Source organism: Bradyrhizobium sp. S3.7.6, assembly GCF_054061875.1.
In genome coordinates, this window is the sequence record NZ_JBSSEQ010000001.1 from 3,929,373 (window position 1) to 3,951,046 (window position 21,674).

Consider the following 21,674-nt stretch of genomic DNA (forward strand, 5'->3'; position numbering starts at 1 on the left):
TGACCTGAGCCTCTCGCTGTTGACAAGCAGGGGCGCCTCAGTCACGCGGGGGCACGTCGACATCAGGGGGGCGGACGGTCCAGGGTGACCCAAGAGGCGATGCCAGAGCAGCCAATATCAGCCAGTCCGCCGGTCAGTGCCCGCGCGCTCCTCGCCCACCGCGCCTTCCTGTTCTTCCTGCTCTCGCGCAGCCTGTCGCGCTTTTCCAGCCAGATCGCGGCGGTCGCGATCGGCTGGCAGATCTATGATCTCACCGGCTCGGCCTTCGACCTCGGCATGGTCGGCCTCGTGCAGTTCCTGCCCACCGCGCTTCTGGTGTTCGTCGCCGGCCACGCCGCCGACCGTTTCGAGCGCAAGCGCGTGGTCCAGCTCTGCCAGCTCGTGGAAGCCGCGACCGCGCTCTATCTCGTGATCATCACCTATCTCGGCCTGGTCAGCGAGGTGCAGATCTTCATCGCGACCTTCGTGCTCGGCATTGCCGGCGCCTTCGAGAGCCCGACCACCGCGGCGCTGCTGCCGCTGATCGCGCCTCAGGGATCGCTCCAGCGCGCAACCGCAGTCGCGAGCGGCGCAGGGCAGGTCGCAACCATCACCGGGCCGGCGCTCGGCGGCTTTGCCTACGCGGTCGCGCCGCATCTTGCCTATGCCGTGATGCTGCTGTTCTGGATTCTCGGGATGATTTTGACCGGCTTCATCCGGCCGCGTCCGCAGGCGGTCTCCAAGGAGGGGACGGACGCCGACAACATCTTCGCCGGCGTCCGCTTCATCCGCAGCAATCCGGCGATCCTCGGCACCATCTCGCTCGATCTGTTTGCCGTGCTGTTCGGCGGCGTCACCGCGCTGTTGCCGATCTATGCCCGCGACATCCTCCAGACCGGCCCGATGGGGCTCGGGATCTTGCGCGCCGCGCCCGCGGTCGGTGCGCTGCTGATGACCATGGTGCTGGCGCGTCACGCCATCTCGCGGCATGTGGGCCTGCGCATGTTCCAGGCTGTGATCGTGTTCGGCGCTGCCACGGTCGTGTTCGCGCTGTCGTCCTGGATGTGGCTGTCGGTGTTGTCGCTCGCGGTTCTCGGCGCGGCCGACACGATCAGTGTCGTGATCCGCTTCTCGCTGGTGCAGCTCTCAACCCCCGACGAGATGCGCGGCCGGGTCGGCGCGGTGAACTTCCTCTTCATCAACGCCTCCAACCAGCTCGGCCAGTTCGAGAGCGGCGTCGCAGCCGCGCTGCTCGGCGCCATGCCTGCTGCCGTGCTCGGCGGCGTCTGCACCGTCGCGGTCGCGCTGCTGTGGATGAAGCTGTTTCCGGCGCTGCGGCAGGTGGAGAGTTTGGAGTAGGGCGCCGCTCTCTCATCCGTCGTTGCGAGGAGCAAAGCGACGAAGCAATCCAGAATCTCTCCGCGGAAACACCCTGGATTGCTTCGCTGCGCTCGCAATGACGATTGTGGAGGCAGCGCGGGGATTTAGCCGACGTCACCGCGTTTGCCAAAGGCAAGTCGCAACCCCACGCCGCCTACTGTGCATGGGGTTGTTTTTCACTTTTTTAGTTTAGCCCCGTCCGACAAACGGCATCTTGGTCGCCATCACCGTCATGGTCAGCACGTTGGCATCGAGCGGCAGGCCGGCCATGTAGGCGACGGCGTCGCCGACCGCCTTGGCGTCCATGCGCGGCTCGTGCTTGGTGGTGCCGTCGGGCTGCAGCACGCCGGGGCCGTTGACCATGCGATCGGTCATGGGCGTGGCGGCATTGCCGATGTCGACCTGGCCGACCGCGATGTCGTACATGCGGCCGTCGAGGTTGGAGGCCTTGGTGAGGCCCGTGATGGCATGCTTGGTCGAGGTGTAGGCCGCCGAGAACGGACGCGGCGCGTGCGCCGAGATCGAGCCGTTGTTGATGATGCGGCCGCCGCGCGGGCTCTGGTCCTTCATGATGCGGAAGGCGTGCTGGGTGCACAGGAACGGGCCGGTGAGATTGGTGTTCACCACCGCCTGCCACTGCTCGAGGCTGAGATCCTCGAAGTTCACCGCCGGCGCGCCCATGCCGGCATTGTTGAACAGCACGTCGAGCCGGCCGTAGGTCGCCTTCACCTTGTCGAACAGCGCGGCAATGGAGTCCGGCTTGGTCATGTCGGCGGTGACGCACAGGCTCTTGCCTGCGGGGCCGAGCTTTGCGGTCTCCTCGAGCATGTCGAGCCGGCGCCCGACCAGCACCACGGTGAAGCCGATGTTCATCAACGCCAGCGACGCCGCGCGCCCGACACCAGTGCCCGCGCCCGTCACCACTGCGATCTTGTTTGCTTCACTCATCGTTTCCTGCCTTTTCTCTCTTCAAGTTGGCTGTCAGGTTTTTGGTTCTTTTTCGTTCTTGTAGGGCGGCCGCGGAATGTTCTGATGCGCCGCGCGCAAGGCCGCTGACCAGCGCGAGCGGAGGTCGTGGAAATAGGGCTCGCCCGCCTCGATGCGGTGGTTGAGATCGGCATCACAGGCGTCTGCACGCACCACCAGCACGTCGATCGGCAGCCCAACGCCGAGATTGGAGCGCATGGTCGAGTCCATCGAGATCAGGCTGGTCTTCAGCGCCTCGTAGAGCTCGACGTCGTAATGCATGGCGCGGTCGAGCACCGGCTTGCCGTATTTGTGCTCGCCGATCTGCAGGTAGGGCGTGTCCGTGGTGCACTCGATGAAATTGCCGGCGGTGTAGACCATGAACAGGCGCATGCGCGCGCCCTTGATCTGGCCGCCGAACAGGAAGGAGACGTCGAAGGAAACGTCTTCGGATCTCAGCGCGGGTCCTTCGGTCGCGTGCACCGCCCGGATCGCCCGGCCGATGCGCTGGGCGGCCTGGAACATGGTCGGTGCGTTCATCAGCGTCTCGACCTCGCCCGTGGTGGGGTCCTCCAGGCCTTCGGTCAGTGTCGACAGCACCGACTGGCTGATGGCGAGGTTACCGGCGCTGGCGATCGCCATGATGCGGTCGCCGGGTTTGGAGAAGATGTGGAGCTTGCGGAAGGTCGAGACATTGTCGAGCCCGGCATTGGTACGGGTGTCGGCGATCATCACCAGACCGTCCCGAACCAGGATTCCGCAACAATAGGTCATTTCCCGTCCCCGAACGCGTTTGCGCGGAATTACTAGCCAATTTCGGGGAGGCATGAAACCCCCGATTCCCCGGGGGAGGTCGTCATTCTCCGGCGAAACAGCTATCTCTGCCGCTCAGTCAGCGGCATCGACGAGAAACGCCTCGTCGACGGGGACGCCGAGCGCCGTGACCAGCCGGTTGGTCTCCGCGGCCATGCCGACGATGGCGAGCATCTCGCCATATTCGGCCTCGGTCATGCCCTTGGCCCGTGCGCCCGCGGTGTGCGAATGGATGCAATAGCTGCAGCCATGCGCGATCGAGACTGCGACATAGAGCATTTCCTTGATCTTGGGATCGAGCGCGCCGGGTGCCATCACCTCCTTGATGCTCTCCCAGGTCCGCCGCAGCGTCTTCGGATCATGCGCCAGCGCGCGCCAGAAATTGTTGACGAAGTCCGACTTCCGCACCTTGCGGATATCGTCGAAAACGGCGCGCGCCTCGGCGGAGAGTTCATCGTCCGAAAGCAGCTTTACGGTCGCCATGGGGTACCTCGCGGGGTCAGGTCTGATCCCGCGAGTGTAGCACGGCTCGAGCGCTCAGCCGGCATGCCCGGCCGAGCGGCGCAAGGCCAGCTTGCCGACGTCGACATATTGCCGCTGCTGCGCATGGGCGTGCTGCGCCCCGACGTGAACGTCGCGCAGGCGCCGCTGCAGCGGCGAGCTGTCGTAGACCGCGCTGCTTCCGGCCAGCGCAAAACAGGCATCCGCGATGCCGACGCAGGTCGTGGCGAGCCAGACCGCGGATCGGGCGCCCTCGATCACGAGGTCTTCGTCTCTCAGCGTGCCGGCCATCGCGCGGCGCCAGTGGCTGGCGATCTGCACCTCGAGCAAGGCCTGCGCAGCCCGGAGGTTGGCGGAAATCCGGCCGAGCTCGTACTGGAAGGTCTCGGACTCCCGCATCGGGACGGCCGCATACAATTGCTGCCTCCCGGTATGGGCCAGCGCAAGCAAGTCGTCGACAGTGCCTTCGGCGAGACCCACCGAGAATGCGCCGTGCACCAATGGCAACCATTGCCGCAACGCCTGATAGAGCGGACCCGACATGCGAGGGGGAGCTTCGACCTCGAAGACATGGGTCTCGGGAACCAGCGTCTCCCGCAGCGTGATGTGATGGCTGCCGGTGCCCTTCAGCCCTGCCGCGTGCCAGGTGTCCTCGATCTCCCAGTCACGCGCCGGCAGCACAACGACGCGAACCTGCGGCTTGCCTTGCGGGCCGGGGACCGGCTTGCCATTTTCGGTGACGATGCAGAACCCGCCGATCCAGTCGGCGTGGGTGCAACTGCTGGCGAACGGCCAGCGGCCCTTGACGCGATAGCCGTCGGCCACGCGCTCTGCCGTTCCACCCGGTTGGGATGAGCCGCAGATCGCCACGTCCGGACCGTCCTTATAAATTTGCTGGTACAGTTCAGGGTGTGCTGCGGCGGCGAAAAGGCTGCCGACTCCGCCGACAATCGAGATCCAGCCGATCGAGCCGTCGAGCTGGGTCAGTGCCTTGATAACCTCCAGTCCAGCCGGAAAATCCAGCTCCAGCCCGCCATGGCTCCGCGGAACGAACATCCGGAAGAGCCCGATCGACCGCAGCCGTTCCACGAGGTCGGGCGGGACGCGGCGTGCGGCTTCGATCTCGGCGGCGCGGGCCTTGATCTCGGGAGCCAACTCCCGGATCCCCGCAAGCATGTCCTGGTGGGGATCGCGCAGGAGCACGGAATGCTTCTTGTTCTTTTCGTGAAGCCGCATCTGTCTCAACCTCTGTTGCGGAAACGGATCACAACGGAGGCTGAAGGGACGGCGCTACGGGACAGTTTCAGCGCGGGCCGTCGTCGATTACAGCTGTAACGCTGCGACGTGATTGCGCCGCGGATGCCTCGTGACGAGATACCGCCGCGCCTAGCTCTGCCGCTGTGACTGCGACTGCGATTGCCCGCCGCGGCCGGCCTGCTCGACCTTGACCGCGACCGTCAGCGTCTCCGCACCGCCGCCATAGCGGGTGCCGCGCACGGGGGCTGCGCCGAGATAGTCGAGCCCGATCGCAACGCGGACATGGGCGTCGGTGGTGCAGATGCAGTTGGCGGGATCGAAGCCGACCCAGCCGAGACCGTCGACGTAAGCTTCCGCCCAGGCATGGCCGGCATCCTGGTGCACCGTGCCGTCCGAGCGCAGGAAATGGCCGGAGACGAAGCGCGCCGGCACGCCGCCGCTGCGGGCGCAGGCGATGAAGATATGCGCGTAGTCCTGGCAGACGCCGCGCTTGAGCGTGAACGCTTCGGCCGCCGAGGTGCCGCTGTTGGTCGGATCCTCGTCGAAGGTCATGTGATCGCTGATTTGCGTCATCAGCGTGTGCAGGAAGCCGAGCGTGTCGCTCTCGGCCTCGCTGCGCAACTGCCGCGCGACCGCCGTCATCGCCGGATTGACGGTGGTGAGGTCGGTGGCCCGCAAGAACATGCCGGCCGGAAAGCGCTCGTCGGCGCCGCGCAGCACGCCGCCGGTGTCGTGGGTCTCGATCAGGCCCTCGGCGGTGATCTTGATGTCGCCGACGGGTCCGCAGGACAGCACATGGGTGACGTTGCCGAAGGCGTCCTCATGGGTGTCGAGCTTGGTGTCGGTCGAGACGTCGATCTGCCACTCCGCCACATATTGCCCGTCATGGCTGCCGGGCGTCATGCGCAGGATCTGGATCACGCTCGTGGCCGGCGGCTCGTAGCGATAGGTCGTGGTGTGCAGGATTCGCAGGCGCATGGTGGACCGTGAAGTTAGTGGTTAGACCCGCTGCCTATTGCGAAGAAGCTCGTCATGCCCGGGCTTGTCCCGGGCATCCACGATCTTCCTCGCCGCGCAAAAGCAAGAACGTGGATGGCCGGGACAAGCCCGGCCATGACGATATCCCGTTTTCGTCAGCCGGGGGACATCAGATCAAATACTGCTTCGTGATGATTTCGCCCAGCCTGGAATTGTCCGTGATGAATTCCTGAATGAATTCATGCACGCCATGCTGGAAAATGTCGTTCATATTGCTGTGTTCCAGCCGGTTGCGGATGCCGCGGGCGTGGCGCTGGGCGGGGCCCTGGCGGCCATAGGCGACGCCGATCTGGTCGAGGTTGCGCACGAGATTGCCGTAGCAGCTTGCCAGCGAGCGCGGCAGCGTGTCGTTGAGGATGAGCAGGTCCGCAATCAGCCACGGCTTCAGCGTCTCGCGATAGACCCAGTGATAGGCCGTCAGCGCCGAGACCGAGCGCAGGATCGAACTCCACTGATAGAAGTCGAGCGGGCCGCCGACATGCTCCTCCTCGGGCAGCAGCACGTGGTACTTCACGTCGAGAATGCGCGCGGTGTTGTCGGCGCGCTCCAGATGAACGCCCATCCGCGAGAACCAGTAGGCGTCGTTGCGCAGCATGGTCCGGTAGGCCGAGCCGTCGAAGCGCAGCGAAGTCTCCTGCACGAAGCGCAGGAATTTGGCGAGATCCTCGCGCGTAGAGGTGCCCTTGCTCCAGACCTCCTGGAGTTCGATCCAGGCCGAGTTGATGGTGTCCCACATCTCGCTGGTGAGCGCGGTGCGCACCGAGCGCGAGTTCAGCCGCGCCGCCTCGATGCAGTTCCGGATCGATGATGGATTGCTTGCCGAGAACGAGAGGTAGTCGACGACGTTGTGCTCGTTGGCGACTTCATATTGCTGATAGAAGCTCGCGGCGACGCCGGCGGTGAGAAGCGCCGAGTCCCATTCATTGGTCTTGCCGATATAGGCGGCGGGAAGCGCGGTGACGCGCAGCGTCGCATCGATGGTGCGCGCGAGATATTCGGCCCGTTCGACATAGCGGGCGAGCCAGTAGAGGTTTTCGGCGGTACGCGACAGCATCTGACTACTCGTCCAGGATCCAGGTGTCTTTGGTGCCGCCGCCCTGGCTCGAATTCACCACCAGGGAGCCTTCCTTGAGCGCGACCCGTGTCAGCCCGCCGGGCACGATTGTGGTGCTCTTGCTGCCGGTGAGCACGAAGGGCCGCAGGTCGACGTGGCGTGGCGCGAGGCCGCTTGCCGTACAGGTCGGGCAGGTCGAGAGCGCCAGCGTCGGCTGCGCGATAAAACCTTCCGGCTCGCGCTTGAGCTTTTCGCGGAAGGCCTCGATCGTCGCTTTCGTCGCGGCAGGGCCGATCAGCATGCCGTAGCCGCCGGAGCCGTGGACTTCCTTGACGACGAGCTCGCCGAGATTGTCGAGCACATAGGCAAGGTCCTTCGGCTCGCGGCAGCGCCAGGTCGGCACGTTCTTCAGGATCGGCTCCTCGCCGAGATAGAATTTCACGATGTCCGGCATGTAGGAGTAGATCGCCTTGTCGTCGGCGATGCCGGTGCCGACTGCGTTGGCGAGCGTGATGTTGCCGGCCGCATAAGCCGACATCAGCCCGGGCACGCCGAGCACGGAGTCGGGGCGGAAGGTGAGGGGGTCGATGAAATCGTCGTCGACGCGGCGATAGATCACGTCGATCCGCTTCACCCCCTCGGTCGTTCGCATGAACACTTCGTTGTTCTTGACGATGAGATCGCGGCCTTCGACCAGTTCGATGCCGAGCTTGTCGGCAAGGAAGGAGTGCTCGTAGTAGGCCGAGTTGTAGACGCCGGGCGTGAGCAGGGCGACGGTCGGCTCACCGGAGGCGCCTTGCGGCGCCACCGAACGCAGGGCGGAAAGCAGCTCGTCCGGATAGCGTTCGACCGGCGCCACCCTGTGGCGGGCGAACAAGTCCGGAAACAACCGCATCATGATCTCGCGGTTTTCCAGCATGTATGACACACCCGACGGCGTACGGGCATTGTCCTCCAGCACGATGAAGTCCTCGGCATCGATCCGGACGATGTCGATGCCGGCGATGTGCACGTAGACGTCGTGCGGCACCTGCTGGCCGTTCATCTCGGGGCGGAACACCGGGTTCTGGAAGATCAGGTCGTCGGGCACGATCTCGGCGCGCAGGATGTCGCGGCCATGATAGATGTCGCGCAGGAACATGTTGAGCGCGCGCACGCGCTGCTTCAGGCCCTTCTCCAGCAGTGCCCATTCCTTGCCGGACATGATTCGCGGGATCACGTCGAAGGGGATCAGGCGCTCGGTGGATTCGGAATCGCCATAGACGGCAAAGGTGATGCCGATGCGGCGGAACAGGAGCTCGGCCTCCTGGCGGCGATATTCGAGCGCCTCGGGAGGCGTCTCCTTGAGCCAGCGCGCCAGCTCCTGATAGGCGGGGCGAAGGTCCCCGCCGGGAATGTTCATTTCATCAAACGCGACTGCCATAGATCCCGACTTGTCTCCGCAAGGCGTTGCGCCATTCGACAGGTCGTCAGGCCTTGGTGAAGACCGCAACGTCCTGGCCATGCGGCAAGAGTGCATGACTCTGAGGAGGTAGCAAGGGCTGGGCCAGCGCGATAAGCATGGAGTTGTGGCATTTGCCGGGGACAGCCGGGAGGGTGCCTCAAAAAATGGCTGAGGACTGCTTATTTCGGCAGCAAAACCGCGTGACTTCAACGCGTTACCTCGGCAAAGTCGGGCCGACAGGTGAGGGACTTAAGGTATGAGCGACATCGTCACGGCGGGCATTCTGGTCATCGGGGATGAAATCCTGTCCGGCCGCACCAAGGACAAGAATATCGGCTTCATCGCCGAATACCTGACCAATATCGGCATCGACCTGAAGGAAGTCCGGGTCGTCTCCGACGACGAGGACGACATCATCGCGGCGTTGGATGCACTGCGGCATCGCTACGCCTATGTCTTCACCACCGGCGGCATCGGGCCAACCCATGACGACATCACCGCCGACAGCGTCGCCAAGGCGTTCGGCGTCGGCATCGACCACCATCCGGAGGTCGTCGCCCGCTTCCGCGAGCGCTGGAGCGAGCAGGACCTCAACGAGGCCCGCCTGCGCATGGCCCGCATCCCCGATGGCGCCGAGCTGATCCAGAGCGCGACCATCCTCGCCCCCGGCTTCAAGATCGGCAACGTCATCGTGATGGCCGGCGTGCCCTCGATCATGCAGGCGATGATGGACATCGTCTCGCCCAAGCTGAAGTCGGGCGTGCGCATGCTCTCCGAATCGGTCCGCGCCAATGCGCGCGAAGGTGACATCGGCAGCCCGCTGCGCGCGATCGCCGCCGCCCATCCCGACACCATCATCGGCAGCTATCCGTTCATGGACGAAGATCAGAAGCCGAACACCAATCTGGTGGTGCGCTCGCGCGACGCGGACAAGCTGGCAGCGGCGATGGCGGCGGTGAAGGAAATGCTGGCGGGATTGAACATCACCCGGTAGCAGAATGGCTGCCGGATGAAGATTGGCAGGAGACAACAATGGCTGGCGAAGCACCGGAACTGAGCGCGCAGGAGCGGGCCGGCAAGGCCTTTCCTGTTTCGTGGGACCAGTTCCACCGCGACTGCCGGGCGCTGACCTGGCGGCTCAACGAGGTCGGCCCGTTCCACGCCGTCATCGCGATCACCCGCGGCGGGCTGGTGCCGGCCGCGATCGTGGCGCGCGAGCTCGGTGTCCGCATCATCGATACGGTCTGCATCGCCAGCTACGACCACGACAAGCAGGGCGAGCTCCAGGTCCTCAAGGGCATGTCCGAGGCGGCGATGAAGCTCGGCGGCGGCACCGGCAAGGGGCTTCTGATCGTCGACGACCTCGTCGACACCGGCAAGACCGGCAGGCTGGTGCGCGACATGCTGCCCGATGCGCATTTCGCCACCGTCTACGCCAAGCCGAAGGGACGCCCGCTGGTCGACACCTTCATCACGGAAGTCTCGCAGGACACCTGGATCTTCTTCCCCTGGGACACCGCGCTGTCCTACCACCCGCCGCTGCGCGACGGCGCGGCGTGAGGGAAGCGACGAAGCAAGCCAGACGATTTCCGCAGACGCATTTCTGGATTGCCTCGCTTCGCTCGCAATGACAGGTGGAGGTGGCCATGCCCCTGCAAAACCGTGTCACGCCGACCGGCGACATCATCGCCACGCCGCACCGTGGCCTGTTCACCGGCAATCGCGGCATCATCCATGATCCCGCGACCAGGACGCTGCTCAAGAAGCGGTGGTCGTCGCCGGCCTGGCTCACCTGTGTTTGCGAATTCCGCGGCCGCCGTCGCGAGGTGATGACGACGCATAGCTGGACCGAGCTGTTCTTCCTCGACGAGGCCACCGCGCTCGCCGCCGGCCATCGCCCCTGCTTCTACTGCCGCCGTGACGACGCCAATCGCTTCCGGGCCGCGTGGGAGAAGGGCAACCGCGTCCGTGACGTTCGCATGCACGATATCGACACGGTGCTGCACCACGAGCGGCTCGATCACGGCAAGAAGCGGCTTCACGCGCTGCTGGTGCCGCTCGAGCAGCTTCCAGACGGCGCGATGCTGCAGCAGGGCGAGGAAAGCTTTCTGCTGATGCGGGGCGGGGCGCTGCTGTGGTCGACGGCGGGTTATGTTGAAGGCGCGCGAAAGCTCGACGATGCGCAGTTGCTGACCCCGCCGTCGACGCTGCGCGCGATGAGCGCCGGCTATGAGGTCACGCTGCACCCCAGCGCGCACCGCGCCTGACCGTCCCCGCAAGCGGGAGGGAGCGTAGCGAGCGTGGGGTTATTTCAGCGGCCGCCCTTGCTCATCCACCGTCGTCCGCGCATCGCGCAGCGCCCATTCGCGCATGATCTGGCGGCAGCGGGTGAGCTCGGCCTCGGTTGCCGTACCCGTATCCTTTGACGCACGCTCGACCATGGCCTTGCAATTCAGCAGCACGGAGCGATCCTCCGCGCGCGCAGCGAATGTGATCCCCGCAAGAGCCGTGACGACGAGTGCCGTTCGGAGCACCATCACCCCAGCTTCTCGCGCGCCAGCGCGGCACCGGCGCCGAGCGCCATCAGCTTGGCCTCGGCGATCTCCCGCCGCATCGGCGCCATGCCGCAATTGGTGGTGGCGATGATGTTGCTCTTGGGAACGAACTTCGACACCGCGTCGATCACCTGCACGACGTCCTCGGCCGTCTCCACCGTGTCGCTGGCGACGTCGATCACGCCGGCCTGCACGATCTTGGTCTTGAGCAGCGCGAGCAGGTCGAGCGGCACCTTCGAATTGCGGCACTCGATTGCGACCTGCTGGATCGGGCTCGCGTCGATCGCCGGAAAGATCTGCTCGTATTGCCGCCACTGCGCGCCGAGCGTCTCCTTCCAGTCGGTGTTGGCCTTGATGCCGTAGCCGTAGCAGATGTGCACGGCGGTGGCGCAGGTCAGCCCCTGCGCGGCACGCTCCAGCGCCTTGATGCCCCAGTCGTTGACCTCGTCCATGTAGACGTTGAAGGCGGGCTCGTCGAACTGCACGAGATCGACGCCGTCGGCCTGCAATGCCTTGGCTTCCTCGTTGAGGAGATCGGCGAAGGCAAAGGCCATCTTGACGCGATCACCGTAGTAGCGGTCCGCAATCGTGTCGATGATGGTCATCGGGCCGGGCAGGGTGAACTTCAGCTTCTTCTTCGTGTGCGTGCGCGCCACGCGCGCCTCGTCGGCATGAACACGACCCTTGAGCTGAAGCGGCGCGACCACCTGCGGCACCATCGCCTTGTAGCGGTCCTTGCGGATGCCCATCTCGACCTTGTGGGCGAAATCGATGCCGTCGATCTTCTCCAGGAAGCCGTGCACGAAATGCTGGCGGGCCTGCTCGCCCTCCGTGACGATGTCGATGCCGGCATCCTCCTGGACCTTGACGGCAAGCAACGTCGCGTCGCGCTTGGCGCGGAGTAGCTCGGCGCCTTGCGACTTCCAGGGTGCCCAGAGCATGTTCGGCTCGGCGAGCCATTCCGGCTTCGGCAAGGAGCCGGCGATCGTGGTTGGAAACAGCATGGCGGCTCTCCCGGCAGGTTGTGTTGCGCCCCTTCCTGCCATGTCTTAACGTCAAGGTACAGAACAACAAAAGTCGCTCTCTATTCCATTGGCGACGACAGGGAAGGGCGATGATCGACCTCTTTTATGCGCCGACGCCGAACGGCTGGAAAATCTCGATCATGCTGGAGGAACTCGGGCTCCCCTATAACGTGAAGCCCGTCAATATCCGCGCCGGCGAGCAGTTCAGCCCCGAATTTCTGGCGGTCTCCCCCAACAATCGCATTCCCGCGATGGTCGACCACGCACCCGCCGACGGCGGTGCGCCGTTCTCGGCGTTCGAGACCGGTGCGATCCTGATTTACCTCGCCGAGAAGACCGGCCGCTTCCTGGCCAGCGATCTGCGCGGCCGCTCGACGACCATCCAATGGGTGATGTGGCAGATGGCGGGCCTCGGGCCGATGCTCGGCCAGCACGGCCATTTCGCGCTCTATGCGGCGGAAAAGATCCCTTATGCGATTGAGCGCTACCGTGACGAGGCCGCGCGGCTCTATGGCGTGCTCGACCGGCAGTTGGCCAAGACCGGAGCCTACGTCGCCGGCGACTATTCCATCGCGGACATCGCCTGCTTCCCCTGGACCATGACCCACAAGGCGCAGGGCTTTACGCTCGATGACTATCCGAACGTGAAACGCTGGTACGCCGAGGTGCGCGCAAGGCCGCAGGTGCAGGCGGGGCTTGCGATCGGCAAGTTCGTGAAGGAGCCGTTCGACGAGGAATCACGCAAGATCATGTTCGGACAGCGTGCCAGGGAAGTGCTGGGAAAGAAGTAGGCTGCTCGCCCATCGTCATTGCGAGGAGCGAAGCGACGAAGCAATCCAGACTGGTTCCGCGGAAAGATTCTGGATTGCTTCGCTTCCGCCGTCGCTCTTCGAGCTATGGCGGACAAGTCGCTCGCAATGACGGGGATAGAGCACGACAAACAAGACGCAAAGGAAACGCCATGATTGAATTCTTCTTCGACTGTTCCAGCCCCTGGACCTACCTCGCCTTCCACAACATCCAGCCGCTGGCAAAGGAGCTGGGGGCCGAGATCATCTGGCGGCCGATCCTGGTCGGCGGCATCTTCAACACGGTCAATCCGAGCGTCTACGCGCAGCGCGAGACGCCGGTGCCGCTGAAGGCGCGCTACATGAAAAAAGACCTCGCCGACTGGTCGCGCTCGGCCGGCCTCGCGATCAAGATGCCGCCGACGGTGTTCCCGGTGAACAGCGTGAAGGTCATGCGCGGCTGCATCTGGCTGGGGAAAGACATGGTGCCGTTCGCCACTGCCGTGTTCGAGACCTATTGGGGCGGCGACAAGGACATCTCGCAGGACGCCGTGCTCGCCGAGATCTGCAGGAAGGTCGGTGTCGACGAGCAGAAGTTCTTTGCCGGCATCTCCGAGCAGGCAATCAAGGACCAACTCAAGGCCAACACGGAAGAGGTCGTGGCACGCGGTGGCTTCGGCTCACCGACGATCTTCGTGGGCAAGACCGACATGTACTTCGGCAACGACCGCCTGCCGCTGATCCGCGAGGCGCTCGAACGCAGCAAGGCGAGTGCGGCCTGATGGTCCGGGCTGTCGTCTGCCGCGAACTCGGCGCGCCCGAGACGTTGCGGCTCGAGGAATTTCCGTCGCGCGCCGTCAAACCGGGTGAGGTTCGCGTTGCGATCCGCGCCGCCGGATTGAACTTTCCGGACGTGCTGATGGCGGCCGGCGAATATCAGCTCAAGCCGGAGCTGCCTTTCACGCCCGGCATGGAGGCCGCCGGCGACGTCACCGAGGTGGGCGCTGAGGCAAGCGGCGTGTCCGTCGGCGACAAGGTCATCGTGAAGATGCGCCATGGCGCCTTCACCGACGAAGCGGTGGTGACGCCGACGCAGCTAACGCCGATGCCGTCGACGTTCGACTATGCGGAAGCCGCGACCTATCTCGCCGGCCACGGCACCGCCTATCACGCGCTGATCGATCGCGGCCGTGTCATGCCGGGCGAGGTGTTGCTGGTGCATGGCGCCGGCGGCGGCGTGGGGCTTGCCGCGGTCGAGATCGGCAAGATGCTGGGCGCGACCGTGATCGCGACCGCCTCCAGCGACGAGAAGCTCGCGATTGCGAAATCGCGCGGCGCCGACCATCTCGTGCGCTACGATCGGGAGCCGTTTCGCGATGCCGTCAAGCGCATCACCGACGGCCGTGGCGCCGACGTCGTGTTCGATCCCGTCGGCGGCGAGGTGTTCGAGAACTCGATGCGCTGCATCGCCTGGGGCGCGCGGCTGCTGGTGATCGGCTTTACCGGTGGCATCGGCTCGGCGAAGACCAACCTGCTGCTGATCAAGGGCGCCAGCGTGCTCGGCGTGCGTGCAGGTGAGGCGGTACGGAAGAATCCCGCGCTCGGCGAGGTGCGCCTGAAGGCGCTGCTGCAATGGGCGGAAGAAGGCAAGCTGCGCCCGAACATCTCGCACCGCCTGCCGCTGCAGGATTATGCTAAAGCGATGCGATTGCTGATCGACCGCAAGGCGATCGGGCGTGTGGCGCTGGTGATGGATTGACGGTGCCGTAGGGTGGGCAAAGGCGCTCTTGCGCCGTGCCCACCATTTATCACTCACCGAAATCAGAGTGGTGGGCACGCTCCGCTTTGCCCACCCTACGATCCCTCTACTTATACTCCCGCTCCGTCCACCACGGAAAATAATCCGGCATATCGCTCGACACCTTGTTCTTGAATTGCGCCGGACGCTTCTCCAGGAACGACACCACGCCTTCCTTGACGTCGTCCGAGCGGCCGCGCGTATAGATGCCGCGGCTGTCGACCTTGTGGGCTTCCATGGGATCGTCGGCACCCATCATGCGCCACATCATCTGGCGGATCAGCGCGACCGACACCGGCGCGGTCTTGGCGGCGAACTCCTTGGCCAGCGCGCGGGCGGTCGGCAAGAGATCATCGGGAGCTACGACCTTGCTGACGAGGCGGCCGGCGAGCGCTTCCTGGGCCGGGAAGACGCGGCCGGAATAGCACCATTCCAGCGCCTGCGAGATGCCGACGATGCGCGGCAGGAACCAACTCGAGGCGGCCTCCGGCACGATACCACGCTGGGAGAACACGAAGCCGAAGCGCGCGGCATCCGAGGCGATGCGGATGTCCATCGCGAGTTGCATGGTGACGCCGATGCCGACGGCTGGGCCGTTCACGGCGGCGATGACGGGCTTCAGGCACTTGAAGATGCGCAAGGTCACCTGACCGCCGCCGTCGCGCACCTGCGGATCGCTGTAATCGACCTTGCCGTCGGCGAAGCGCTTGACCGGGCCGCGCCGCGCATCGCGATCGAAGGTATCCGCACCCGAGGAAAGGTCGGCGCCCGCGCAAAAGCCGCGGCCCGCGCCGGTGACGATGATGGCGCGGACGTCGTCGTCCTTGTCGGCAGCGTCGAACGCGTCGATCAACTCGGCCTGCATCTGCGCGTTGAAGGCGTTGAGCTTGTCGGGCCGGTTCAGCGTGATGGTGAGGATCTGCTCGGCGACCTCGTATTTGATGGTCTCATACGCCATGGTGGTTTCCTGCCTTGCCGTGAATTCTGTCTCGAAGAGACGTCATGCATGGTCGCCACCATCCGTCTTGCGCGGACTGGGCATGTGGCGGCCGGTACGAGAACGTGGATGGCCGGGACAAGCCCGGCCATGACGGAATGCCTACTTTGGCGGCGGGCTCGGCCAGGGCTTCTGTGCACCGCGCAAGCTCTCGAAAGCCTTGGCCATGCCGAGCACGCCGATATCATCGAAGCGGCGGCCGACGATCTGCACGCCGATGGGAAAGCCGTTGGCGTCGAAACCGCCGTTGAGGGAGACCGCAGGGTTCTCCGACATATTCCATGGTACGGTATAGCAGATGTGCTCGAACGGCCGCATCGGATCGTTGGTGGGCGAGGCCCATTCCGCCGCATAGTTCACGTTCGGCGCGGTCGGCGAGATCACATAGTCGAGCTCGCAGAATAGTTTTGAAGCGGCCGCCCGGATCGCCATGGTCTGGTTGAACCCGCGGATAACATCCACACCCGAGAGCTTTGCGCCGGATGCGCCCCATTTGAAGATGTAGGGCAGCACCTTTGTCTGTTCGGCCGGCGTCAGTTTCGACAGATCGTCCCACATCCGCGCGCGCCAGAAATTGTCGAGGCCGTCGAGCATCTCGCGGGTCAAGATGCCGTCGACCTCGGTGACGACGCTCCCTGCGGATTCGAACGCCTTTGCGGCTTTCACTGCGACATCGCGGACCGGCCTTTCTGCCGGCAGGCCGACGCCGGCATCGAGCATCAGGCCGATGCGCAGTTTGCGCGGGGATTTCTCCAGTCCCTTCCAGTTGAGAGGCTCGGCGGGCAGGCTCATGCCGTCGCGCCGGTCGGGCTTTGCAATCACGCTCATCATCAGCGCGCAATCGTCGACCGTGCGGGTCATGGGACCGGCGACACGGCCGACATAGGTCGGGTCGATCGGCACGCGGCCAAAACTCGGTTTCAGGCCGACGAGACCGCACCAGCCCGCAGGCAGGCGGACCGAGCCGCCGATATCGGTGCCGAGATGCAAGGGGCCGTAGCCGGCCGCAGCAGCGGCGCCTGCGCCCGCGCTGGAGCCGCCGGGATTCTTGGAGAGATCCCAGGGATTGCGCGCCAGCGCATGGAAGCTGGAGAGTCCCGAGGACAGCATGCCGTAATCGGGCATGGTGGTTTTCGCGAAGATGATCGCACCGGCCTCGCGCAGTCGCGCAGCCGGCGGGGCGTCCTTCTCGGCCGGCACGAGCTTCACGCTCGCAGCGCCGAGCGGGACGGGCACGCCCTTGGTCGCGATGTTGTCCTTCACCGTCACAGGCACGCCGTCGAGCGCGCCTGATGGCTCGCCCCCGCTCCAGCGCGCGGTCGAGGCCTTCGCGGCCTCGCGCGCGCTGTCGGGATCGAACGCGTAGAGCGCCTTGAGGTGTGGTTCCCACGCAGCGACGTGCGCAAGCACGTCCTCCAGCACCTCGCTCGGCGAGAACTGCTTGGCCCGATAGCCCGCGATCAGATCGACCGCGGAGAGATCGTGCAGCGAGGTGACGGCCTCTTCGACGCTCTTTTTGTGCATTGCTAACCTACCGGCATGCGCGTTTCGATGATCCGGGCGAACATGCTGGCGCCGATCGGCAGGATCTTGTCGTCGAGCACGAAGCCGGGATTGTGCACGGGCACCGAGCCGTCGTGGCCGATCCAGAAATAAGCGCCGGGGATGGTTTGCAGCATGTCGGCGAAATCCTCGCTGCCCATCTTCGGCTGGGCGCGGGTGATCACGTTGGCGGGGTTGACGACGGTGCGCGCGACCTCCTCGACCACCTTGGACTGCTCGACCTGGTTGACCAGCACGCCGAAAGTGTCGCGGATGTCGGCTTCGATCACGCACTGATAGGCGCTCGCGATGCCGGCGCAGATCGTGCGGATGCGTTCGGCGATCAGGGCGCGGACTTCATCCGAGAAGGTGCGGATGGTGCCGCAGAGATGGGCCTCGCCGGGGATGACGTTGTAGGCGGAACCGGCGTGAATCTGCGTGATCGAGATGACGGCGGCCTGCAGCGGCTCGACGTTGCGGCTGACGATGGTCTGGATCGCCTGCGCCAGCGTGGTCGCGATGATCACCGCGTCCTTGGAGCGTTCGGGCATCGCGCCATGCGCGCCGTAGCCGGTGATGCGCAGGTCGAAGAAGTCGGCGCTGGCCATCGCGGGGCCGGGCAGGATCGCGATCTCACCGAGGTTGAGGTCGGGCGCGTTGTGCAGGCCATAGAGCTCGTCGCAGGGAAACTTCTCGAACAGGCCGTCCTTGATCATCGCGCGAGCGCCACCAAGGCCTTCCTCGGCCGGCTGGAAGATCAGGTGCACGGTGCCGTCGAAGTTTTTGGTCTCGGCGAGGTAGCGCGCGGTGCCGAGCAGCATGGTGGTGTGGCCGTCATGGCCGCAGCCGTGGAAGCGGCCGGGGATTTTCGAACTCCATTTCAGATTGGTGTTCTCTTCCATCGGCAGTGCGTCCATGTCGGCGCGCAGGCCGATGCGCTTGCTGCCCGAACCCTTGCCCTTGATCACGCCGATCACGCCGGTGCCGCCGAGACCGCGGTGCACCTCGATGCCCCAGCTCTTCAGCTTGTCGGCGACGATGCCGGAGGTGCGCACTTCCTCGAAGCCGATCTCGGGGTGGGCGTGGAGGTCGCGCCTGATAGCAGTGAGTTCGTCGGCAAAGCCGTCGATGCGGTCGATCGTGGGCATGTGTCCTGTCCGGTTAGCGTGATGGGGGCGTGAAAACGGGGCCGTTCGGCTTGATGCGGATGCCCGGCCGCAGGCGCGTCCAGGGCAGGGTGGCTGTGTCGGCCGGCATCGCGCCGGGCGCGGCGCAGATCATCAGCTTTTCCGCGATCGGCTCGAAATCGGCGCGGAAGTGCACCGAGCTCTTGTTGACCAGAATCTTCTGCGCGGTCGGCTCGATGCCGACATAGCGGTACATCGCCTGATCGGCGAGCTGCGCCTTGTGCGAGGAGACGACGACGCGGACGTCACCGATGCGCAGGCACGCGGAGGGACCCATCTCCATCTCGCGGCCACCGTAGTAGGGGCCGGGCGCGATGAAGCGGCCATCGGAGAGCTTTTCGACGATGAAGGTTTCGCGATAGGGCTCGTCGCCGGGAATGCCGGACTTGCCGCCGAGCGACAGCGTCACGGTGGCGCCGACGCCGGCTTCATGCGCGGCCTTGGCCGAGACCGGGTCGTAGATCGCGCCGGTCGCGGCGCTCGCTTTGTTGCGTACCAGCGCGCGCAGCATGCCGGTGGTGTCGGAATCGCCGCCGGCGCCGGGATTGTCCTGGGTATCGGCGATGATGATCGGCTTGCTCGCGCCCTTGGCGAGTTCCATCGCATGGCGCACGCCGTCGTCGGGCGACCAGATCTTGCCGTCGAAATCGTCCTCGTGGCTTTCGATCAGTTTGACGATCGCATCGGCCGCGCGGTCGGCATCGGCCTGCGTCTTGCCATAGGCGAACACGCTCGGGCCGCAGTCGCGGAAGTCTGCGGCGGGGAAGCCGGGCGCGAAGGACAGCGTCGGAACGGCGTCGCTCTCGAGCGCGGCAAGTTTTTCGTAGATGCCCTTGGTGGGAAAGTCATTGGTGCATTGCCAGCTGATCGCGATCAGGAACGGCAATTGGCGAAACGACTTTGCAAAGCGCTGGCTGGTCTGCAGCAGCAGGGCGAGGTGCCTTGCGGAGGCGCGGCCGGTCTCGGCCATGTCGACATGCGGATAGGTGCGGTAGGCGATCAGCGCGTCCGCGTGTTCCATCATCTCGGGCGTGACGTTGGCGTGCAGGTCGAGGCTGGCAACCAGCGGAACGTCCTTGCCGATGACGCGGCGCACGCGCGCCAAAATCTCGCCTTCGCCGTCGTCGAGATGCTCGGTCACCATCGCGCCATGCAGATCGAGATAGACCGCATCGAGCGGGCCGGCGGCGGCGATACCGTCGACCATCACCTTCACGATACGCTCGAAGGCGTCCCTGGTGACATGCGCCGACGGACTTGCGCCGCAGGCGATCGTCGGAATGAGGTTCCAGCCATTCGCTTCGGCGCAGTCGACGAAGCCGGCGAGACCGACATTGATGCGGCGCATCACCTTCAATACGTCGGCGCCTTCCGTCATGGCCGGCCAGCCGCCGCCATGCTGGAAGTCCGCGAAAGTCGCCTTCGTCGGGGCGAACGTGTTGGTCTCGTGGAGGAAGCCGCCGACGGCGATACGTGTCATTAATTCTGGTCCAGCGTTTGAAAGTGCGCGACGTTAGCCTTGGCTTCGAGGCGGGGGCAAGCGAGGAGCCCATGCCGCCGCGCATGGCTTTAAGTCATTTTCGAATGATGATGGTCGCTACCCGTCATTGCGAGTGAAGCGAAGCAATCCAGACCGTCTCCGCAGAGGACTCTGGATTGCTTCGCTCCGCTCGCAATGACGAGTGGACAAACCTAAGCCGTAGCCGCGACGCCTTCCGACACCGGCCTGAAGTTCGCAAAATCCCAGCCACGGCCCGGTGCGGCCTCCAGCAGCGCCCTGGTGTAGGCTTCCTTCGGATGCGTCAGCACCTCGGCGGCCAGGCCCTGTTCGACGACACGGCCGTGCTGCATCACCACGACCTCGTCGCAGATCTGGGCTGCGACGCGCAGATCGTGGGTAATGAACAGGATGGCGATGCCGAGCCGGTTCTGGATCTCGTCGAGCAGTTCCAGCACCTGCGCCTGAACCGAGACGTCGAGTGCCGAGACCGCTTCGTCCGCGACCAGCACGTCGGGGTCGAGCGCGAGCGCACGCGCAATGGCGATGCGCTGGCGCTGGCCGCCGGAGAACTGGTGCGGATAGCGCGTCACTGCGTCCGCGGGCAGGCCAACGAGCTCGAGCAGTTCGCGCGCCCGCTTCATCGCATCGGCATGCGAGGTGCCGTAATTGATCGGGCCTTCCGCGATGCTCTCGCCGACGGTAATGCGCGGGTTGAGCGAGCGATAGGGATCCTGGAACACGATCTGGATCTTCTGCCGGTGCGGCTGGAGCAGGCGGCGCGAGATGTCGGCGATCTCGCGGCCGGCGAGACGCACGCCGCCGGAGGTCGGATCGATCAGGCGCACGATGCACCGCGCGACGGTGGACTTGCCCGAGCCGCTCTCGCCGACGATGCCGAGCGTGCGGCCCTTGCGCAGCGTCAGCGTGACCTTGTCGGCGGCGACGACCTCGCGGCCTTTGCCGAAGAAGGCGCGCTCCTTATAGACCTTGCCGAGCTCGTTGGCCTCCAGCACCACCGGCTCCTTGGTCTCGGGCCGCGCCGCGCGCGGCACCAGGCTCGGCACCGCAGAAAGCAAATTGCGGGTGTACTCCATGGTCGGGTTGCGCAGCACGGTCTCGAGCGGACCGGTCTCGACCAGCCGGCCCTGCCGCATCACGGCGACGCGGTCGGCGATCTCGGCGACCACGCCCATGTCGTGGGTGATGAACAGGACGGCGGTGCCGTGATCGCGCTGGAGGTCGCGGATCAGCGTCAGGATCTGCTTCTGCGTGGTGACGTCGAGCGCGGTGGTCGGCTCGTCGGCGATCAGCAGCTTCGGCTCCAGCACCAGCGCCATCGCGATCATGATGCGCTGGCGCTGGCCGCCGGACAGGCGATGCGGATAGGAGGCGAAGATACGCTCGACCTGGGGCAGGCGGACCTGCTCCATCATGTCGAGAATGCGCTTCTTCCGCGCCTTGGCGTCGAGATCGGTGTGGGCGCGCAGGACCTCGTCGATCTGACGGCCGACCGGCACCACCGGATTGAGCGCGGTCATCGGCTCCTGGAAGATCATCGCCATCTGCGTCGCGCGGAGCTGGCGCAGGCGGCGATCGGTCGCGGTGAGAATCTCTTCGCCGACCAGCTTGACGCTGCCGCCGGTCGGAACCAGCGTGCCCTTCGGCAGCAGGCCCATCGTGGTGAGCGAGGTCACCGACTTGCCCGAGCCGCTTTCGCCGACGAGACACAGTGTCTCGCCCTTATGCACCTGGATCGAGATCCCGTCGATGATGTTTGCGCCCTTCGGCTTCTTGCCGATGGAGACGACGAGGTTGTTGATGTCGAGAACTGGGTTGGTCATCACTTGAT

The 21,674-nt window shown here is 65.1% G+C and carries 21 protein-coding genes; 7 read left to right on the top strand and 14 right to left on the bottom strand.

Going from position 1 to position 21,674, the window contains the following annotated elements:
• Positions 1-99: 99 nt before the first annotated feature.
• Positions 100-1,338: an MFS transporter gene (locus tag ACVJ5M_RS18555; protein WP_354097485.1), complete on the top strand. Its 1,239-nt coding sequence runs from the start codon at positions 100-102 to the stop codon at positions 1,336-1,338.
• Positions 1,339-1,548: 210 nt separating this feature from the next.
• On the opposite strand, the gene ACVJ5M_RS18560 is transcribed toward ACVJ5M_RS18555, so the two are convergent.
• The 7 genes from ACVJ5M_RS18560 to ACVJ5M_RS18590 all read right to left on the bottom strand — a co-directional run bounded on the left by ACVJ5M_RS18560 (position 1,549) and on the right by ACVJ5M_RS18590 (position 8,411).
• Positions 1,549-2,307, bottom strand: coding sequence for an SDR family oxidoreductase (locus ACVJ5M_RS18560; RefSeq protein ID WP_028150002.1), 759 nt, complete (start codon positions 2,305-2,307; stop codon positions 1,549-1,551).
• A 33-nt stretch (positions 2,308-2,340) separates the two neighbouring features.
• Positions 2,341-3,099, bottom strand: a complete 759-nt coding sequence (locus ACVJ5M_RS18565; protein WP_166342445.1) for a proteasome-type protease — start codon at positions 3,097-3,099, stop codon at positions 2,341-2,343.
• Positions 3,100-3,213: 114 nt separating this feature from the next.
• Complete coding sequence (locus ACVJ5M_RS18570) at positions 3,214-3,621, bottom strand: carboxymuconolactone decarboxylase family protein (RefSeq protein WP_028154692.1); 408 nt, start codon at positions 3,619-3,621, stop codon at positions 3,214-3,216.
• Positions 3,622-3,675: 54 nt separating this feature from the next.
• Positions 3,676-4,875: an acyl-CoA dehydrogenase family protein gene (locus ACVJ5M_RS18575; RefSeq protein WP_354097486.1), complete on the bottom strand. Its 1,200-nt coding sequence runs from the start codon at positions 4,873-4,875 to the stop codon at positions 3,676-3,678.
• A gap of 150 nt (positions 4,876-5,025) precedes the next feature.
• A complete protein-coding gene (locus ACVJ5M_RS18580; protein ID WP_063982452.1) occupies positions 5,026-5,874 on the bottom strand; it encodes a transglutaminase family protein in 849 nt (282 codons plus the stop codon).
• Between the two features lie 169 nt (positions 5,875-6,043).
• Positions 6,044-6,988, bottom strand: a complete 945-nt coding sequence (locus ACVJ5M_RS18585) for an alpha-E domain-containing protein (protein WP_028150006.1) — start codon at positions 6,986-6,988, stop codon at positions 6,044-6,046.
• Positions 6,989-6,992: 4 nt separating this feature from the next.
• Positions 6,993-8,411: a circularly permuted type 2 ATP-grasp protein gene (locus ACVJ5M_RS18590; protein ID WP_354097487.1), complete on the bottom strand. Its 1,419-nt coding sequence runs from the start codon at positions 8,409-8,411 to the stop codon at positions 6,993-6,995.
• A gap of 277 nt (positions 8,412-8,688) precedes the next feature.
• On the opposite strand from ACVJ5M_RS18590, the gene ACVJ5M_RS18595 reads away from it, so the two are divergent.
• The 3 genes from ACVJ5M_RS18595 (at position 8,689) to ACVJ5M_RS18605 (ending at position 10,699) form a co-directional block, all read left to right on the top strand.
• Positions 8,689-9,426, top strand: coding sequence for a competence/damage-inducible protein A (locus ACVJ5M_RS18595; protein ID WP_166091725.1), 738 nt, complete (start codon positions 8,689-8,691; stop codon positions 9,424-9,426).
• Positions 9,427-9,464: 38 nt separating this feature from the next.
• On the top strand, positions 9,465-9,992 hold the full coding sequence (gpt, locus tag ACVJ5M_RS18600; protein ID WP_028150009.1) for a xanthine phosphoribosyltransferase: 528 nt from the start codon (positions 9,465-9,467) through the stop codon (positions 9,990-9,992).
• A gap of 86 nt (positions 9,993-10,078) precedes the next feature.
• Positions 10,079-10,699 (top strand): hypothetical protein, encoded by a 621-nt coding sequence (locus ACVJ5M_RS18605; protein ID WP_354097488.1) that lies wholly within the window; start codon positions 10,079-10,081, stop codon positions 10,697-10,699.
• A gap of 39 nt (positions 10,700-10,738) precedes the next feature.
• Here ACVJ5M_RS18605 and ACVJ5M_RS18610 read toward each other — a convergent pair whose 3' ends face one another.
• Together ACVJ5M_RS18610 and ACVJ5M_RS18615 are read right to left on the bottom strand one after the other, a co-directional pair.
• Positions 10,739-10,969: a hypothetical protein gene (locus ACVJ5M_RS18610; RefSeq protein ID WP_063982454.1), complete on the bottom strand. Its 231-nt coding sequence runs from the start codon at positions 10,967-10,969 to the stop codon at positions 10,739-10,741.
• A complete protein-coding gene (locus tag ACVJ5M_RS18615; RefSeq protein WP_354097489.1) occupies positions 10,969-11,991 on the bottom strand; it encodes a methionine synthase in 1,023 nt (340 codons plus the stop codon). Before ACVJ5M_RS18615 ends, ACVJ5M_RS18610 begins: the two co-directional genes overlap by 1 nt.
• Before the next feature lie 110 nt (positions 11,992-12,101).
• Here ACVJ5M_RS18615 and ACVJ5M_RS18620 point away from each other — a divergent pair, with 110 nt between their 5' ends.
• From ACVJ5M_RS18620 to ACVJ5M_RS18630, 3 genes are all read left to right on the top strand, one after another.
• Positions 12,102-12,803, top strand: coding sequence for a glutathione S-transferase N-terminal domain-containing protein (locus ACVJ5M_RS18620; protein WP_354097490.1), 702 nt, complete (start codon positions 12,102-12,104; stop codon positions 12,801-12,803).
• A gap of 170 nt (positions 12,804-12,973) precedes the next feature.
• On the top strand, positions 12,974-13,582 hold the full coding sequence (locus tag ACVJ5M_RS18625; RefSeq protein WP_063982457.1) for a 2-hydroxychromene-2-carboxylate isomerase: 609 nt from the start codon (positions 12,974-12,976) through the stop codon (positions 13,580-13,582).
• Positions 13,582-14,559 carry an NADPH:quinone oxidoreductase family protein gene (locus ACVJ5M_RS18630; RefSeq protein ID WP_354097491.1) on the top strand — a complete coding sequence of 326 codons (978 nt, stop codon included), beginning with the start codon at positions 13,582-13,584 and terminating at the stop codon, positions 14,557-14,559. The genes ACVJ5M_RS18625 and ACVJ5M_RS18630 overlap by 1 nt, the downstream gene beginning before the upstream one ends.
• A 106-nt stretch (positions 14,560-14,665) precedes the next feature.
• On the opposite strand, the gene ACVJ5M_RS18635 is transcribed toward ACVJ5M_RS18630, so the two are convergent.
• The 5 genes from ACVJ5M_RS18635 to ACVJ5M_RS18655 form a co-directional block, all read right to left on the bottom strand.
• On the bottom strand, positions 14,666-15,556 hold the full coding sequence (locus tag ACVJ5M_RS18635) for a crotonase/enoyl-CoA hydratase family protein (RefSeq protein WP_063982459.1): 891 nt from the start codon (positions 15,554-15,556) through the stop codon (positions 14,666-14,668).
• Positions 15,557-15,697: 141 nt separating this feature from the next.
• Entirely contained in the window at positions 15,698-17,119 is a 1,422-nt protein-coding gene (locus ACVJ5M_RS18640; protein ID WP_354097492.1) for an amidase, read from the bottom strand.
• Between the two features lie 2 nt (positions 17,120-17,121).
• Positions 17,122-18,285, bottom strand: coding sequence for a M20 aminoacylase family protein (locus tag ACVJ5M_RS18645; protein ID WP_028150018.1), 1,164 nt, complete (start codon positions 18,283-18,285; stop codon positions 17,122-17,124).
• 13 nt (positions 18,286-18,298) lie between these two features.
• Positions 18,299-19,804: a M81 family metallopeptidase gene (locus tag ACVJ5M_RS18650; protein ID WP_354097493.1), complete on the bottom strand. Its 1,506-nt coding sequence runs from the start codon at positions 19,802-19,804 to the stop codon at positions 18,299-18,301.
• 212 nt (positions 19,805-20,016) lie between these two features.
• Complete coding sequence (locus tag ACVJ5M_RS18655) at positions 20,017-21,666, bottom strand: ABC transporter ATP-binding protein (protein ID WP_063986265.1); 1,650 nt, start codon at positions 21,664-21,666, stop codon at positions 20,017-20,019.
• Between the last annotated feature and the right edge of the window lie 8 nt (positions 21,667-21,674).